Raw genomic sequence first — 15,421 nt, forward strand, 5'->3', positions numbered from 1 at the left:
GGCGCTCACCCCTTGCTGACCGCCCCCAGGATCTCCGGCAGCCGACGGGCCACGCGGGGTGCCGCCACCCGCAGGCCCAGCTCGGCGATCAGCGCGCCGTAGACCGCACCGACCGGCAGCAGGATCCACAGCATCGCGTGCAGGTCCGCGACGTGCAGCCAGATCGTCAGCGCCAGCAGCGGCGCGCACAGCACCGCGCCCATCAGTACGCCGCCGAAGAGGCTGAACCACGCGATGGCGCCCTGCCCGGGAGCGACGTTCTTGTTGCCCTCGGAGGGGATCGAGTACGGGAAGACCGCCGACGACAGCGCGCCGGTGGCCATCAGGGCGCCCAGCACGGCCAGCGAGAGCCCGTACACCTCCACGAAGTCCGACCACGGTCCGATGAGCGCCGCGGAGCCGACGACGACCAGCGTGACGTACGGGACGGCCACCAGTGCAAGCGCCAGCGCACGGGCCCGCAACTCCTGGTAGGCGTCCCGCCGTGTGGCGATGGTCGAGGCGACCATCCAGAACGCCGAGGTGTCCTGCCCGAACTGGTTGTACATCTGCATCCCGAGCAGCGCGGACGCCGAGAACGCGGTGTAGATGCTGCCGTTGCCCTGCACGGACGAGACGATCGGCACCAGCAGGCCGACGCCGATCGACGTCGCCCAGGACATCTTCGACTTGGGGTCGCGCCAGGCGTAGCGCAGCGTGCGGAGCATGACCGTGCCCGTACGGCCGTCCGGCAGCAGCCGCGCGAGCCCCCGCTCGCCCGTGCCGGAACGGCGCGCGCTGTCCTTCTCGACCGCCTGGAGGGTGGAGGAGTCCGGCGAGGTCATCAGGGCGGTCAGGGTGCGCTGCCACCACCACAGCAGTGCGATCAGCGCCAGCGCCGCCAGCGCCAGACCGGCCGCCGCCCGTCCGTAGGCGCCGTTGCCGGCGTCCTCGACGGCGCTGATGGCCGAGGCCGGCGGCACCCAGCGCAGCACATCCCCCAGCGGCTCCAATACGGACAGGCCGTCGGGGCGGCCCAGCCGCTGGGCGGCGATATTGACGCCCTGCGCGCCGATCGCGACGAACAGACCGCTCAGGACGGCGAGATCGCGGCCGCGGCGGCTGGTCAGCAGCCGCACCGAGGCCGTGGCGACCGCGCGCGCCAGCGAGACGCACACCAGCACCACCAAGGCGACGGCCGGGACACCGACGACCGCGGCGACCGCTCCGTTGGCCACCGCGATCACCGCGCCGGTCACCAGCGCCAGGGTGACGAACGGGCCGATCCCGACGAGCGAGGCCACCAGCAGCGAGACGATCAGCGGGCGCGGCCGCAGCGGCAGCATGACCAGCCGGGTCGGGTCCAGGGTCTCGTCGGAGGCGGGGAAGAACAGCGGCATCACCGCCCAGCCCAGGGTGAGCAGGCCGGTCAGCAGCACGGCCAGCGCGCCGACGTGGGCGTTGCCGCGCAGCGCGGTCAGCCCCAGCACGACGCCGGCGGCGAACAGCAGGCCGACGAGGACGGACCCGACGTACGCCAGCGTGCGCCCGGTCGACTGGCGCAGCCCGTTGCGCATCAGCGACAGCTTCAGCCGTACGAAGACGGCGGTCGGGGACGGCGCGGCGGCCGGCCGCGCGGCCACCGCGGTGGATTCGCTGCTCATCGGGCGCCGCCGCCCAGCCAGTCCAGGCTCTGCCCGGCGGCGCGGTCGTTCGCGCCGACCAGTTCGAGGAAGGCGTCCTGCAGCGAGGGGGCCGCGCCGCGCACCTCGTCGAGCGGCCCGTCCGCGCGGATCCGCCCGGCGGCCATCACCGCGACCCAGTCGCACAGCGACTCGACCAGTTCCATCACATGGCTGGAGAAGATCACCGTCGCCCCGGAGGCGGTGTAGCGCTCCAGTACGCCGCGGATGGTCTGCGCCGACACCGGGTCGACGCCCTCGAAGGGCTCGTCGAGGAAGAGGATCTCGGGGTTGTGCAGCAGCGCCGCGGCCAGCCCGATCTTCTTGCGCATACCGGTGGAGTAGTCGACCACCAGCTTGTGCTGGGAGCCGGACAGGTCCAGGACGTTCAGCAGCTGGTCGGCCCGCTTGTCGACCTCGTCGCCCGGCAGGCCGCGCAGCCGCCCTATGTAGCCGAGCAGTTCGCGTCCCGAGAGGCGCTCGAAGAGCCGCAGGCCCTCCGGGAGCACACCGATCCGGGACTTGACGGCGACCGGGTCCTGCCAGACGTCGTGCCCGCCGATCTCGACCTGCCCGGAGTCCGGCCGCAGCAGGCCCGTCACCATGGACAGGGTGGTGGTCTTGCCCGCGCCGTTGGGGCCGACCAGGCCGATGAAGCGGCCGGCCGGCAGGGTCAGATCGATGCCGTTGACGGCGATCTGCTCGCCGAACCGCTTCCACAGCCCCTGGATACGCACTGCGGGCGGGCCGCCCGCGGCCTCCGCCGCGGCCGGCCCGCCCGAAGCGGCGGCCGATGCGTGCTGCGGCGGTGCCGATGCGGCCCGCCCCTTGTCGTCTTCCGGCTCGTTGGCCACCGGTCCTGCCCTTCGACGTCCCCGCAGGGGCCGTCCTGACCCCCGTCCGACATCCCACGATACGAGCAGGTACCGACAGGCGGGCGCCGCGGGGCGGTGGGCGGCGGCGGCGGAGCGGCCGGATCGCGGGTCAGCGCGCCCGGACCGCCGCCGCGTCCTGGGCGCAGGCGTACGCGAGCGGGCTGATCAGCTCGTCCGCGTCCGGCAGCCAGCGGTTGGTGGCGGTGGGGCGGCGCGCCCACTGCACCGAGCCGTGGGAGCCCACCCGGGTCGGCGGGGCGGCGATGTACTCGCCCTCGCCGCGGCAGATCAGGTCGAGGCCGGCCGGCGCCCAGCCGATCTCCCGTACGCGAGCGGGGACCTTCACCGCGGCACCGGGCAGGACGAGGAAGAGCATCCGGCGGTCGGGGGTGCGGGTGACCGGGCCGAGGGTCAGCCCCATCCGCTCCATACGGGCCAGCGCCAGGCAGCCCGCGGTCTCCGGGACGTCGAGCGCCTCGAAGGCCCGGCCCGTCGGCAGCAGGATCGAGGCGCGCGGCTGCTTGCTCCACATCCGGCGGACCGCCGTCGCGCTGCCGCTGGCCAGCCCGGCCCAGCCGGGGGCGGTGGGGTGCGCGCCGGGCGCGGCGCAGTCGCCGGCCTCGCACGAGCAGCGCAGCCTCTCGCCGTCGTGCTCCAGCCATGCGCCGGGGAACACGTCCCAATGCCGCTCTTCCGCGTAACGCACCGCAGTGTCGAGCAGCTGCTCGCCGCGCTGCTTGGGGATCTGCGAGGCTCCTGTGACTCCGATGGTCTCTTCCACGCATATGACAACTCTCCGTGTCACCAAGGGTTACGGCTGAATGGATGAGCTGCCCGGCGCATCGTTCTCGCACGTGGGGCGCATGGATGCACCGGTGGGGGCGCGTGTGCGGATGGGGCCCGGCGAGCGGGTAGCCACCTGCGTGACGGGCGGAGAGGCCGCCCGGCGGCAGGCCGCGGTGTATGAGGGGGAGGCCCTGCACGGCGGTGCCGCTCTTAGCGCACGAGCGCCGTCGCGCCATTCCCCGATCGTGCAAGCAGCCGCGTGACCCACGCGCATGACCGGTTTCGGTGAACAGCGCTTCGCACGGGATGCCCGGAATCTTGCACAAACCGCTCATGAACCGGCATCCGCTGCAAAGCGTGTATCCAACCGATCCCGCCCATCGCGCGTATCCGGGAACTCTCGGATATCCGGGATATTCGTGGGGCATCGATCACGGGGAACGGCGTTCGACGGCGAACGCGCAGCAGTAACCAGGGGGTACAAGCATGGCCGCCAGGCCACTCGTCGCGCGGCAGCCCAATGAGCGGCTGCAGGCGCTGATTCAGGAAGCCGCCTGCTCCAACGCGGGGCTCGCCCGCCGCGTCAACATGTGCGGCGCGGAACATGGTCTCGACCTGCGCTACGACAAGACCTCCGTGGCCCGCTGGCTGCGCGGGCAGCAGCCGCGCGGCCGCGCCCCGGCCGTCATCGCGGAGGCACTGGGCCGCAAGCTGGGCCGCACGGTCACCATCGACGAGATCGGGATGGCCGACGGCAAGAACCTCGCGTCAGGGGTGGGGCTGCAGTTCTCGCCGACCGTCCTCGGGGCGATCGAGCAGGTCTGCGAGCTGTGGCGCAGCGACGTCGGCCGACGGGACTTCCTCAGCGGCTCCACGGTCGCGGCCTCGGCGCTGGTCGAGCCCAGCCGCGACTGGCTGATCACCGGCGCGGACACCCAGGTCGCCCGGAACGCCGGGGCCCGGGTCGGGGTTTCGGACGTCGAGGCGGTGCGCGCCATGACCACGGCGCTCGGCGAGCTCGACCACCGCTTCGGCGCCGGGCACGTCCGACCGGTCGTCGTGCACTACCTCAACAGCGTCGTCTCCGGGCTGCTGGCCGGCTCCTACCGGGAGTCCGTCGGCCGGGAACTGTTCGCCGCGGTGGCCCGGTTGACGGAGCTGGGCGGCTATATGGCCGTCGACACCGGCCAGCCCGGTCTCGCGCAGCGCTACTACATCCAGGCGCTGCGGCTGGCCCAGGCGGCCGGTGACCGCGGCTACGGCGGCTATGTGCTCGCCGCGAGCATGAGCCACCTCGCCGCCTCGCTCGGCAATCCGCGGGAGATCTCCCAACTGGCACGCGCCGCGCAGGAGGGCGCCCGCGGGCACGTCACCCCGCGCACCGAGGCGATGTTCTGCGCGGCGGAGGCGCGCGGGCACGCCCTGATGGGCGACGGCCGGGCCTTCCAGGTGGTGGCCGGCCGGGCGGTCGCCGCGATGGAGCGCGCCCAGGCGGCCACCGACGCCGGCGACGACCCGGTGTGGATCGCGCACTTCGACCAGGCGTATCTGGCCGATGAACTCGCCCACTGCCACCGGGACCTGGGGCAGCCCGGACCCGCCGGCCAGCGCGCCCAGGAGGCGCTGAACGGGCATCCCAAGGACCGGGCGCGGCGCCGCGCCATCGGCATGCTGCTGCTGGCCGGCGCCCAGGTGCAGCAGCGCGAGGTCGAGCAGGCCTGCCATACGGGTACCCAGGCGGTGGAGCTGCTGAGCGGGCTGCGCTCGGACCGCGGCGCGGAGTATCTGGAGGACTTTCAGCTGCGTTTGGAGCCTTATCGGGACGAACCGGTCGTGCGGGAGTTCAGCGCACGACTGGAGCTGCGGGCCGCGGCGGCGTGACGTGCCCGCGGCGGCCGGTGATCGAACTCGGGAAAGGGGGGTGGATCTGCACGGTGACCAGGGGGCGTGGTCGAACGTCGCTGCGAACCGGTAGCGTGCAGCCGACGATTCCGTAGGTCTGCACGTTGGTAGGAGTCACGGTGACGCAGAGCGGACAGGGCCACGACCCGCAGAATTCTGCGGCCGGTCCCGCGCGAGAGGGCATTGTGCTGCCCGCCAACGGTGAGCCGTGGGTGCCCGACCAGCAGGCCGCGCCGCCGGCCGGCCAGCCCTGGGGCCAGCCCTGGGGCCCCGGTCAGCAGGCCGCCCCCGCCCCCGAGCCGTACGGGCAGCAGCCCGTCCAGGGGCCGGGGTACGGCCAGCAGCAGGGCTACACCCAGCAGCCCCCGGCGCAGGCCCCCCAGGCCCCCATGCCGCCGCAGGCGCAGCCCCAGGGGGGCCAGGGCTTCCCGGCGCCGCCCCAGGGGCAGCCGTCGATGCCGCCCGTGCCGCCGCCGGCCCAGCAGGCACCGGGGCAGCACGCCGCTCCGCCGCCGTACGGCCAGCAGGGCGGCCAGGCGCCCCAGCTCCAGCCCCCGTACCAGCCCCAGCCGGGTCCCACGGGGGAGCTGGTGCGGGCGACCCCGCAGCAGGCCGCGCCGCTGCCGCCCGCCGCGGGCGACGCGGAGGCGACCACGCTGATACCCCCCTTCGGCGCGCAGCCCGGCGGACCGGGCGCCGCGCCGCTGCCGCCCGAGGCGGCCTCGCGCCCCGAGACGCCCGACGAGTCCACCACGATGCTGCGCGCCATCAAGCCGCCGCAGGGCGGTCCCCAGGGCCGGCCGATGCCGCAGTCCCAGCCGATGCCCGGCGCCGGTGGCGACTCCGAGGCCACCCAGCTGATCGCCCCGGTGGGCGCCGGTACGCCGACCCCGCCTCCGGGCGCGCCGTACGGCGTCCGCCCGGGCGCGCCCGGCGAGCGGTCCACGCCCGCCGAGTTCGAGGGCCTGTTCCGCGACGGGCCGGGCGTCCAGCAGACGGGCGCGCCGGACTCCACCGCGCAGCTGCCCCGCTTCGAGGACCCGGGCCGGCCGCCGTACGGCGGGCCGGGCCAGGGCTACGGCCAGCAGTACCCGCCCGGTGGCGGCTACGACCAGCAGGCCGCCCCCTATGACGACGACGCCGAGGGCGGGCGGCGCCGCCTCGCCCCGGCCGTGATCGTGGGTCTCATCGTGGTGGCGCTCGCGGGTGCCGGCCTCGGCGTCGGCTGGGCGCTGAGCGGCGGCGACGACGACACCGCGAAGAAGCCCGGCCCCGGCAGCAGCGCCGCCAAGGACGCCGACACCAAGGAAGAGCCGAAGCCGACCACCGACCCCGCCGAGGCCCAGGCCAAGGGCCTGGACGCGCTGCTGGGCGACAGCAACAACAGCCGCGCGTCGGTGATCGGCGCCGTCAACGGCATCAAGTCCTGCACCAACCTCGACGGTGCGGCCAAGGATCTGCGGGCCGCGGCCGGGCAGCGGAACGACCTGGTCAAGCGGCTGCAGCAGCTTCCCGTCGACAAGATCCCCAACCATGCGCAGCTGACCGCGGCGCTCACCAAGGCCTGGCAGTCCTCGGCCTCCGCGGACAATCACTACGCGGCCTGGGCGGGCCAGGTCGGCGGGAAGAAGGGCTGCCACAAGGGCAAGGCCCGGGTCACCAAGCAGACCGCCCAGGGCAACGCCGCCAGCGGCCAGGCGACCGCGGCCAAGAAGCAGGCCGCGCAGCTGTGGAACCCGCTCGCCAAGAAGTACGGCCTGACGGAGCGCCGCCCCGAGCAGCTCTGAGCGGCTGTCGGGGCGGGGCGGCCGCTGTCGGCGCGGCGGCCGGTCAGTCGTCCGTCTGCCGCCGCTCCAGCGTCTTGGTGACGTTCACGAAGCCGCCCCGTTGGGCGACCAGTTCGCCGTTGCGGACGACCTGGTAGGTCACCATGGCGTTCACGATGCGGGGGAAGTCCTGGACGGCGAGCATGTCGTCCTCGCGCCAGCGCAGCTTGGGGGTCAGCCCGCCGGTGTCGACGGCGCGGTCGCCGCGGTCCAGCGTCGTCTGCAGATCGCGCGAGGTGATGTCCTCGACGCCCCGGTCGTCCAGTTCCTCGATCAGGGCGCGCAGGACGGTGTAGGCGATCCAGGTCGTCTGGACGCCCTGGTCGGCGGGGTCGACGCGGTTGTCCTCGAAGGCGTAGTCGTTGATCACCTTGCGCATCGGATTCCAGCGGGGGTCGTCGGCGACCGGGTACCAGCCGGTGATGTCGGCGCCCTCCAGCGGCCCGGACATACCGCCCGTACGGTTCAGCAGGGACTGGCCGACACTGCCGAGTACGGAGGCGACCCGGACCTTGGGGCTGTCCTCCTGGAGGCGGCGGAACGAGTCGAAGAAGGCGTCCGTGTGGTCGCCGAGCGCGGCGGCCACACAGGCGCCCGGCGCCTTGCCGCCCGCCTTCGCCTTGCCGTAGACGGCCGGATCCGCGCCCGCCTGCTCAAGGGCCCGAGTGACCTCCGCCGAGTAGTCGGTGCCGTCCTCGGGGGCCTTGATGTCCTTGGCCGGCTTCCGGCTGCCGCTCTGCAGGCCGGAGTTGAGCAGTGAGGGCATCTGGTCGCCCTGGATGGTGTCGGGGCGGACCAGCGCCACGTTCCGGCAGTCGCCGGCCAGCTGGCGGCCGTTGCCGGCGAGCAGGGAGGCCTGGCCGCCGTTGACGGGGTAGGACAGCGGGCTCTCGAACTCCTCGTCGGAGGCGCCGTAGCCGCCGATGAACGGGATCCCCTTGACCTCCAGCGGCGACATGATCTGGCGGCCGAACTGGCTGTAGGAACCGACGACGGCGACCGCGCCCCGGCTCACCGCCCGTTGGGCGCACTGCGCGGCGGCCACCGAGTCGTTGCGCTCGTTGCAGGTCAGCACCCGCAGTTGGTGCCCCCTGATGCCACCGCGGGAGTTGACCCAGCGGGCATAGGCCTGCGCCATGGCCGGCATTCCCGGCATATTGGTCGCCTTGGTGTCCTGGGGTGCCCAGGTCATCACCGTGATCGGCTCCTTCTCCCCGGAGCCCCCCGCTCCGGGGAGGGAGCCGCAGCCGGAGAGTAACGACGCGATGGCCGCCGTACTTGCCACCACCGAAGCGATCGCGACCGCGGGAACGCGGGGCAGGGGGCGGGAGGAGGAGCGTCGCCGTCCGGTCATGGCACAGCAGCCTTCCGTCCCGGCAGGAACGTCCGAGTGACGAAAGAGCAACGGGCAGTGACGTGGAGGTGAACTCCGGGGGGCCGCGGGAGATCAACAGTGAAGAACGTACGATCGAATACTGTGCAAGGTTCGGAGAAGTCTTCCCGTCGCGGCCGCCGCTCGACCACCATGGGCGGCATGCCACTCAACGACATGCCGTGGTGGCGCTGGCGCAGCAATGTGCGCTCCGCGCTGCACATGCTCTCCGACCCCGCGTTCCAACAGGAGACCTGGCTGGCCGGCCGGCCCGGATACGGGGATGTCACCGACGCCGTCTACCGGCTCGTCGAGGACACCTGGCTGGACAACTGGTCCGCCGACAAGTACATCGGCACGATCTTCCGCGACGCCCAGGAGGCGCAGCTGGTCGACGTCGCCGTGCTGCGGGTGCTGCGGATCATGCACCAGGTCGGCGCGGACGCCCCGGTGGCCGCGTACATGGCGCACCAGGGGTGGCCGGAGGCCGTACGGGCGGCCCGGGAGGCCCATGTGCGGCTGGCGGCGGCGGACGGCGAGGACCCCGACGCGGCGCCCCGCTCGCTGGAGGTTCTGGCCATCATGACCGGTCAGGCGGACGCCCCGGCCTGACCTGCCCCGCGGGTGTGCGACCCTATGAGGTCATGAGCGAGTCGCAGCCCACCCAGTCCGGTCAGCACGGCCGGAACGATCAGTACGTCCTCACGCTGTCCTGCCCGGACAAGCAGGGGATCGTGCACGCCGTGTCCAGCTATCTCTTCATCACCGGCTGCAACATCGAGGACAGCCAGCAGTTCGGCGACCACAACACCGGGCTGTTCTTCATGCGGGTCCACTTCAGCGCGGACGCGTCGGTGAGCGTGGAGAAGCTGCGGGCCAGCTTCGCGGCGGTGGGCGACTCCTTCGGCATGGACTGGCAGATCCACCGGGCCGACGAGAAGATGCGGGTCGTGCTGATGGTGTCCAAGTTCGGGCACTGCCTCAACGACCTGCTCTTCCGCTCCCGGATCGGTGCGCTGCCGGTCGAGATCGCGGCCGTGGTCTCCAACCACACGGACTTCGCCGAGCTGGTCGGCTCGTACGACATCCCCTTCCACCACATTCCGGTCACCCGGGACACCAAGGCCCAGGCCGAGGCGCAGCTGCTGGAGCTGGTGGAGGCCGAGAACGTCGAGCTGGTGGTCCTCGCCCGCTATATGCAGGTGCTCTCCGACGATCTGTGCAAGGCGCTGTCCGGCCGGATCATCAACATCCACCACTCCTTCCTGCCGAGCTTCAAGGGCGCCAAGCCCTACCACCAGGCCCACGCCCGTGGGGTGAAGCTCATCGGCGCCACGGCGCACTACGTCACCGCGGACCTCGACGAGGGCCCGATCATCGAGCAGGAGGTCGAGCGCGTCGGCCATGAGGTCACGCCGGACCAGCTCGTGGCGATCGGCCGGGACGTGGAGTGCCAGGCGCTGGCGCGGGCCGTGAAGTGGCACAGCGAGCGCCGGGTGCTGCTCAACGGCAGCCGCACGGTCGTCTTCGCGTAACGGGCCGGAATACCCTCCGCACCGCTCACGTTGTGGCCCCGAGGGGGCGCTCGGACCCCCTACGGGACATGTTCGACCGCCCCCTACGGGCGGCGCGCCCCCACCGGCACCGGCGAGCCGCCGCCCGCCGGCGGCCCTAGAGCCGCGACAGCGACGCGGTGGCGAAGAGGACGTCGCGGATCGCGTCGCGTTCGCCGTACTGACCCGCGGCGGCCTCCTCGGGGGAGATATGGCCGGCGGCCAGCTGGCAGAACTCGTCGCTGTCCAGGGCGATATGCGCGACGGTCTGGTCCGCGGTGCCGAGCGCGGCCGGCGAGTCCAGCGCTATGTACCAGTGCCCGCCGCCGTTGCCCTCGACCTCCAGATGGAGCGTCCGGCCCGGGGCGCCCGCCTCGACCAGCCGCTGCGGCGGCGCCGCGAGCCCGGCCCGGCGGCGGTCGGCCAGTGCGCTGGGCAGCAGCCGGGCGGCGAGGTCGACCATGCGGTGCAGATGCCCGGCGGCCGGGGGCTCGTACGGATAGTCCACCGCCTCGGCGATGTCGCCGGCGTGCACCCAGCACTCGAAGGCGCGGTCCAGGAACGCGTCGCGCAGCGCGAGCTGGAAGTCGCCGTAGGGCACGGCGAGTTCGGCGACCTTGCCGCCGGCGAACGACACCTGCCTTATCAGCGAGTAGCTCTGGTCGCGCCACGGTCCGTGCGCGGCCATCGGGCTCGCGGCCGCGTCGGCGGCCCGCCAGAACGTCTCCGTGCGGATGAGGGGGTTCGGGGCGCCCGGCGGGGCGGCGGTGCCGAGCGGGTCGGGCAGGCCGAGCGCCGTCGCGACCAGGCCGTCCACCGCCATCAGATGCCCCATGACACCGGCCACGGTGGTCTGCCGCTCGACGGGGCGCTCGCCCTCGAACCAGCGCAGCCGCACCGGGGCGCGCCACTCCGCCTCGCCCATGTCGCGCAGCAGCGCGTCCAGTTTGGCGGTCTCCGCGTCATACGGCACCGCCCACTCGGGCACCGGGATACGGGCCGGCCGGCGGCCCAGGCAGCCTTCCAGGACCCGGGAGCGCAGCAGCGGATCCAGGTCCAGGCTGTCGGCGGGGTGCAGCAGTCCGACGGCGTCGCGCAGCCGCAGCGCCTCGTCCGCGCAGGAGGCGCAGTCGGTCAGATGCGCCTCCACGGCGGCCGTCTCCTCGGGAGAGCAGGCCGCCAGTGCCCAGGCGCCGAGCAGGGACTTCAGGACGCGGTGCGCCGGGGCGGGCGCAGGGGCGGGTGTGGGGAGCGGGGCGGTCGCGGTGGCGGGGTCGGTCACGGGCTCGGCTTCCGGTTCGCGCGGGGAGTCGGCGCGCGGGGAGTCTTGGCGGGGGATGGCGCCCGCGCCCGGATCGCCCGCCGGATCGCCGGCGGGTGCGGCGGGCGGGTCCGGGAGTGGGCCGCGGTCCTCGGCGGCGGCGCGCGGTCCCGGTATCCGCGGCCGTTCACCGGGGCCGCCGGGCAGTTCGCGGCCGTCCCACTCGCCGGGGCCGTTCACAGTGTCCGTCCGCGGCCCGGGCCGGGCGGTGAAGTGGAGCCGGGGCCGGCGTGCCGGGCGTGCGGCGGCTGCGGCAGGCGGGGCGCGGCGGACGAGGCGCGGATCCTGCTCGACGCGTAGGTGGTGCGGTGGGCGGGCGGCGCGACCTGCTGGTTGTGGGCGGTGGACAGCAACTGCAGGCCCAGGCGCAGCCGGCGGCGCGCCTCGTCCTCGGTGACGCCGAGGTCGGCGGCGGTCTGGCGGTAGTCGCGGCGCTGGAAGTACGCCAGCTCCAGAGCCGCCCGCAGGGGGGCGGGCATGGACGTGACGATGTAGTCGGCGCGGGCCGCCGTGGAGGCCTCGCGGATCTTCTGCTCTATCTCGGCGGGCGCGGGGGCGTCCTCGCCGCAGTCGCGCGCCGAGGCGGCCTCGGTCTGGCGCAGCCGTGCCACGGCCTGATGGCGGGTGATGCCGGCGATCCAGGAGCGCAGCGGGCCCTGCTTGGGGTCGTAGGTGTCCGGGTGCTCCCAGATGTAGCCGAAGACTTCGCGGGTGATGCGGTCGGCGGCGGTCTCGTCGTCCAGGACGCGGTAGGCGAGGCTGTGCACCAGCGAGGCGAAGCGGTCGTAGAGCTCACCGAGCGCGGCCGCCTCGCCGCGGGCGAGCCGCTGCTGCATCCGCCTGTCCCACCGCGGTGGCGCGTCGTGTCCCATCGGACCCCCATCCCTGCCCGTCGCCTGCGGGCTCACACCTCAGTCGTCACTCCTGCACACCTCTTGCCCAGATCTGTGTGCACGGTCACAGATTTCGCCGTGACATCGAATGTAATGCGCGGGTCGGACAATGCACGCTCCTTTGCGGCAAACCGAGCCCTGAGGGGGACGCGGGTGGTAAGGCTGACGGCCGGAACCCCTTACCGGGCGGCGGTCGACGCGTCCGGCGGCCGTCACGCGGCACGACGCGATGCTGATCGTAGGCGCGGGAACCCGCTCGATCGTGGAGCGTTCAGGCTCGTATGAGGTGATCTGTTATCCGGGTGTGATCAGTTGTCGGCGAATTACCCCCGCCTCCTGGGCATAGCCTTGGGTGGCAACGGCTTGTTGCACCGCGGACGCCGCCAAGGATTCGTCAGTGTTTCAGGGCATCGAGGCCGGGCAGTCGAGCCGGGGAAGGATGAGTTTCGGACGCAACCGGACACATCCAGTCCGAAAGCGAGCGAAAGGCTTCGAGCGCGTGTCGTTGAAGGTGGCAGAGGACGCACAGGGCCCCTGGGCCGTACTCCAGGTCTCCGGTGAGATGGACCTGGTCACGTCGCCTGCGGTGCGCCAGCATGTGCACGATGCGGTGGCGGAGGGCCGGAGATCGCTCGTACTCGATCTCTCCGAGGTCCGGTTCTGCGATTCCAGCGGCGTCGGCGTGCTGATCGCCGCCCGCCGGCTCATGCGCTCCTGTCAGGGGCGGCTGCGGCTGATCCTGCCCGCGCAGGGCGCCGTCGACGGCTCGCACGTCAACCGGGTGCTCGCCGCGCTCGGCGTCCGACGGCTCTTCGAGGTCTACCCGGACCTGCACACCGCCGTCGACGAGGCCGCCGCACCGCTCTCGGCCTGACGCGCCCGGTCCACCCGGCCCCGTCCAGCCCCGTGCACCGCGCTCACCGCCCCGTGCACCGCGCTCGTCCCCGCCCGGTTCACCCCGCCGCGTAGGGGAACTCCGCCCGTACGACGAAGCCGCCGTCCGAGGTGTGGCGCGCCTCCAGCGTCCCGCCCAGGCTCTGCGCCCGTTCGCGCAGCCCCACCAGGCCGTGGCCGCCCCCGGGAAGCGCGGGGACCGTCGCCGTCGCGTCCGGCGGCCCGTTGCGGATCTCCACCCGCAGCCCCGGCGCCGTACGGCCGTCGTCCGCCCCGGCGGCCTCGTCGGCCTCGTCGGCCTCGCGCAAGGCGCCACGCGCCCCGTCGACGGCCTCCACGGGATCGACCCGGACCCGCACCCGCGCCCCCGGCGCGTGCTTGCGCACGTTGGTCAGCGCCTCCTGGACCGTACGGAAGGCGGCCCGCTCCACGGTCTTCGCGCCGCTCGCCCCGGCCACCACACCGCCCTCGTACGTCACATCCAGCGCGCTCATCTCGATCAGCCGGGGCAGCTCCTCCAGGTCGGGCTGCGGCGCCAGACCGTCCGCCGCCGCGTCACCGCCGTCCGCGCGCAGCACGCCGACCATGTGCCGCAGCTCCTCCAGCGTCCGCACGGACAGCTCCCGGATCGTCCGGGCCCCCGTGCGCGCCGCCTCGTCCTCCGTGCTGACCTGCACCGCCCCCGCCTGGAGGCTGATCAGGCTGACCTGGTGGGCCACCACATCGTGCATCTCCCGGGCGAGCCGGGCCCGTTCGGTGGTCTTGACCCGGTCCGCCAGCAGCCGGTCCTCGCGCCGCAGGCTGCGGGTCAGGTCCTCGACGCGGGAGGCGAGTTCCCGGCGGGTGCGCACCAGCAGGCCCAGGGCGATCGGTGTGGCCGAGGTGACGCAGGCGTCGATCAGCACCAGGGTGTTCTCGCGGTACTCGGTGAGCTCGAAGTCGGAGATCGGATACGGGAAGAAGTGCGCGGCGATCAGCAGCACCGCGCAGATCCCGAGCCGGGCCCGGCCGGGCCGCCGGGCGGACAGCGTGTAGAGCGCGATCATCGGCGCGAACCAGATGTAGCCGATGTACAGGCCGGGGAGGGTGACCAGGAAGACCGGCAGCGGGAAGCGGTGGCGCAGCAGCAGGGCCGCCGCGGCCACCACCGAAACGCCAAGCTCCAGGGCCAGTTCCAAGCCGTTGACCAGCACCGCGTCGGCGATCGCCAGCAGGACCGGCACCACCACCAGGGCGATCGGGCGCGCCCGTCGCCCCCACGTCCCCCGTGACAGCGCCCGCCAGGCCGCGGTCCCCCGGGCGAGCAGCCGCCCGCCGCCCGCCCCCTTCACCACGCCCCCCGGGGAGCGCCGCTCACCAGGCCCGCGCGGTCGGCGACGATCGCCGCCTGGATGCGGTTGATCCCGCCCAATTTGCCCAGCAGGGCCCGTACATGGTCCTTGACCGTACTGGAGGCCAGTCCCATCCGGTCGGCTATCTGGGCGTTGCCCAGCCCCTCGCCGAGCAGGGCGAGCACCTGCGACTCCCGCGGCGTCAGCCCGCTGACCGCCCGTGCCGCGGCGGCCTGGTCCTCGGCCGTCAGATAGCCGCCGATCACCGCCCGCGTCACCCCCGGGTCCAGCACGCTGCCACCCGCCGCCAGGGTGCGTACGGCCCGCACCAGTTGCTCCGGGTCGGAGTCCTTGAGCAGGAAGCCGGCCGCGCCCTCGCGCAGCGCCGCGGTCAGGTACTCCTGGGCGTCGAAGGTGGTCAGCATCGCCACGGCCGGCGGGTTCGGGGCGGCGCGCAGCCGGCGCAGCACGGTCAGCCCGTCGACGTCCGGCATCCGGATGTCGAGCAGTACGACCTCGGCCGCGCAGCGCAGCACGGTCTCCACGGCTTCGGCGCCGCCGCAGTCCGCGACCATCTCGATGTCCGGGGCGGTGCCCAGGATCATCCGCAGTCCGGATCTGACCAGCCGCTCGTCGTCCACCACAGCGACACGGATCACCGGCCGCCCCTTTCTGTCCTGCTGGTTCACACCCGTCCGAGCCCACGGAACCGCCCGGCGCTGCGCGACTCCGTACCCCACTCGCCCGGGCCCGCCCTCCGACGGACCCCCACCCCCGCCGAGCGGCGGGGGTGAGCCCGCGACCTCGGGAGGATGTCATGGGGAGCCCCCCACAGGCAGAGTGGTCCACATGCTGCACCACTGAAGAGGCCACAAGCCCAGGACGCGTTGCAGTTCACATCGGCGGCCGCCGCGACCCCCACACGCGGCGGCCGTCTTTGGCGTGCGGGGGCGGTTCGGAGGGGGATCTCCCCCGCACCGCCGAAAGCCCGCCCAGGGCCGGCGTAC

13 protein-coding genes are annotated in these 15,421 nt (G+C 73.4%); 5 read left to right on the forward strand and 8 right to left on the reverse strand.

Annotation, left to right across the window (positions count from 1 at the left end; all coding sequences use genetic code 11):
* Window positions 1-5: 5 nt before the first annotated feature.
* The 3 genes from WAB15_RS25115 to WAB15_RS25125 form a co-directional block, all read right to left on the reverse strand.
* Window positions 6-1,643 (reverse strand): transporter, encoded by a 1,638-nt coding sequence (locus WAB15_RS25115; protein ID WP_407287626.1) that lies wholly within the window; start codon window positions 1,641-1,643, stop codon window positions 6-8.
* On the reverse strand, window positions 1,640-2,515 hold the full coding sequence (locus WAB15_RS25120; protein ID WP_407287627.1) for an ABC transporter ATP-binding protein: 876 nt from the start codon (window positions 2,513-2,515) through the stop codon (window positions 1,640-1,642). The genes WAB15_RS25115 and WAB15_RS25120 overlap by 4 nt, the downstream gene beginning before the upstream one ends.
* Window positions 2,516-2,645: 130 nt before the next feature.
* The gene (locus tag WAB15_RS25125) at window positions 2,646-3,317 is read right to left on the reverse strand and encodes a bifunctional DNA primase/polymerase (RefSeq protein WP_399148196.1); all 672 of its coding nucleotides are present in this window, start codon (window positions 3,315-3,317) and stop codon (window positions 2,646-2,648) included.
* A gap of 491 nt (window positions 3,318-3,808) precedes the next feature.
* Here WAB15_RS25125 and WAB15_RS25130 point away from each other — a divergent pair, with 491 nt between their 5' ends.
* Window positions 3,809-5,203, forward strand: coding sequence for a transcriptional regulator (locus WAB15_RS25130; RefSeq protein WP_407287628.1), 1,395 nt, complete (start codon window positions 3,809-3,811; stop codon window positions 5,201-5,203).
* Between the two features lie 140 nt (window positions 5,204-5,343).
* Window positions 5,344-7,011, forward strand: coding sequence for a hypothetical protein (locus WAB15_RS25135; protein WP_407287629.1), 1,668 nt, complete (start codon window positions 5,344-5,346; stop codon window positions 7,009-7,011).
* Between the two features lie 43 nt (window positions 7,012-7,054).
* Here the strand turns inward: WAB15_RS25135 and WAB15_RS25140 are convergent, their stop codons facing one another.
* Complete coding sequence (locus tag WAB15_RS25140) at window positions 7,055-8,404, reverse strand: ABC transporter substrate-binding protein (protein WP_399148198.1); 1,350 nt, start codon at window positions 8,402-8,404, stop codon at window positions 7,055-7,057.
* 171 nt (window positions 8,405-8,575) lie between these two features.
* Between WAB15_RS25140 and WAB15_RS25145 the strand changes: the two genes are divergently transcribed.
* The gene (locus tag WAB15_RS25145) at window positions 8,576-9,034 is read left to right on the forward strand and encodes an SCO4402 family protein (protein ID WP_399148199.1); all 459 of its coding nucleotides are present in this window, start codon (window positions 8,576-8,578) and stop codon (window positions 9,032-9,034) included.
* Between the two features lie 32 nt (window positions 9,035-9,066).
* Window positions 9,067-9,957 (forward strand): formyltetrahydrofolate deformylase, encoded by an 891-nt coding sequence (gene purU, locus WAB15_RS25150; protein ID WP_399148200.1) that lies wholly within the window; start codon window positions 9,067-9,069, stop codon window positions 9,955-9,957.
* A gap of 136 nt (window positions 9,958-10,093) precedes the next feature.
* Here the strand turns inward: purU and WAB15_RS25155 are convergent, their stop codons facing one another.
* Together WAB15_RS25155 and WAB15_RS25160 are read right to left on the reverse strand one after the other, a co-directional pair.
* On the reverse strand, window positions 10,094-11,476 hold the full coding sequence (locus tag WAB15_RS25155; RefSeq protein WP_407287630.1) for a zf-HC2 domain-containing protein: 1,383 nt from the start codon (window positions 11,474-11,476) through the stop codon (window positions 10,094-10,096).
* The gene (locus WAB15_RS25160; RefSeq protein ID WP_407287631.1) at window positions 11,473-12,168 is read right to left on the reverse strand and encodes a sigma-70 family RNA polymerase sigma factor; all 696 of its coding nucleotides are present in this window, start codon (window positions 12,166-12,168) and stop codon (window positions 11,473-11,475) included. Before WAB15_RS25160 ends, WAB15_RS25155 begins: the two co-directional genes overlap by 4 nt.
* Window positions 12,169-12,688: 520 nt before the next feature.
* Between WAB15_RS25160 and WAB15_RS25165 the strand changes: the two genes are divergently transcribed.
* Window positions 12,689-13,063 carry an STAS domain-containing protein gene (locus WAB15_RS25165; protein ID WP_384425161.1) on the forward strand — a complete coding sequence of 125 codons (375 nt, stop codon included), beginning with the start codon at window positions 12,689-12,691 and terminating at the stop codon, window positions 13,061-13,063.
* A gap of 79 nt (window positions 13,064-13,142) precedes the next feature.
* On the opposite strand, the gene WAB15_RS25170 is transcribed toward WAB15_RS25165, so the two are convergent.
* Both WAB15_RS25170 and WAB15_RS25175 read right to left on the reverse strand, forming a co-directional pair.
* Window positions 13,143-14,417, reverse strand: coding sequence for a sensor histidine kinase (locus WAB15_RS25170; RefSeq protein WP_407287632.1), 1,275 nt, complete (start codon window positions 14,415-14,417; stop codon window positions 13,143-13,145).
* Window positions 14,411-15,073: a response regulator gene (locus WAB15_RS25175; protein ID WP_399148204.1), complete on the reverse strand. Its 663-nt coding sequence runs from the start codon at window positions 15,071-15,073 to the stop codon at window positions 14,411-14,413. Before WAB15_RS25175 ends, WAB15_RS25170 begins: the two co-directional genes overlap by 7 nt.
* Window positions 15,074-15,421: the final 348 nt, after the last annotated feature.

It is taken from the genome of Streptomyces sirii, from assembly GCF_045690365.1.
Lineage (GTDB): Bacteria > Actinomycetota > Actinomycetes > Streptomycetales > Streptomycetaceae > Streptomyces > Streptomyces sirii.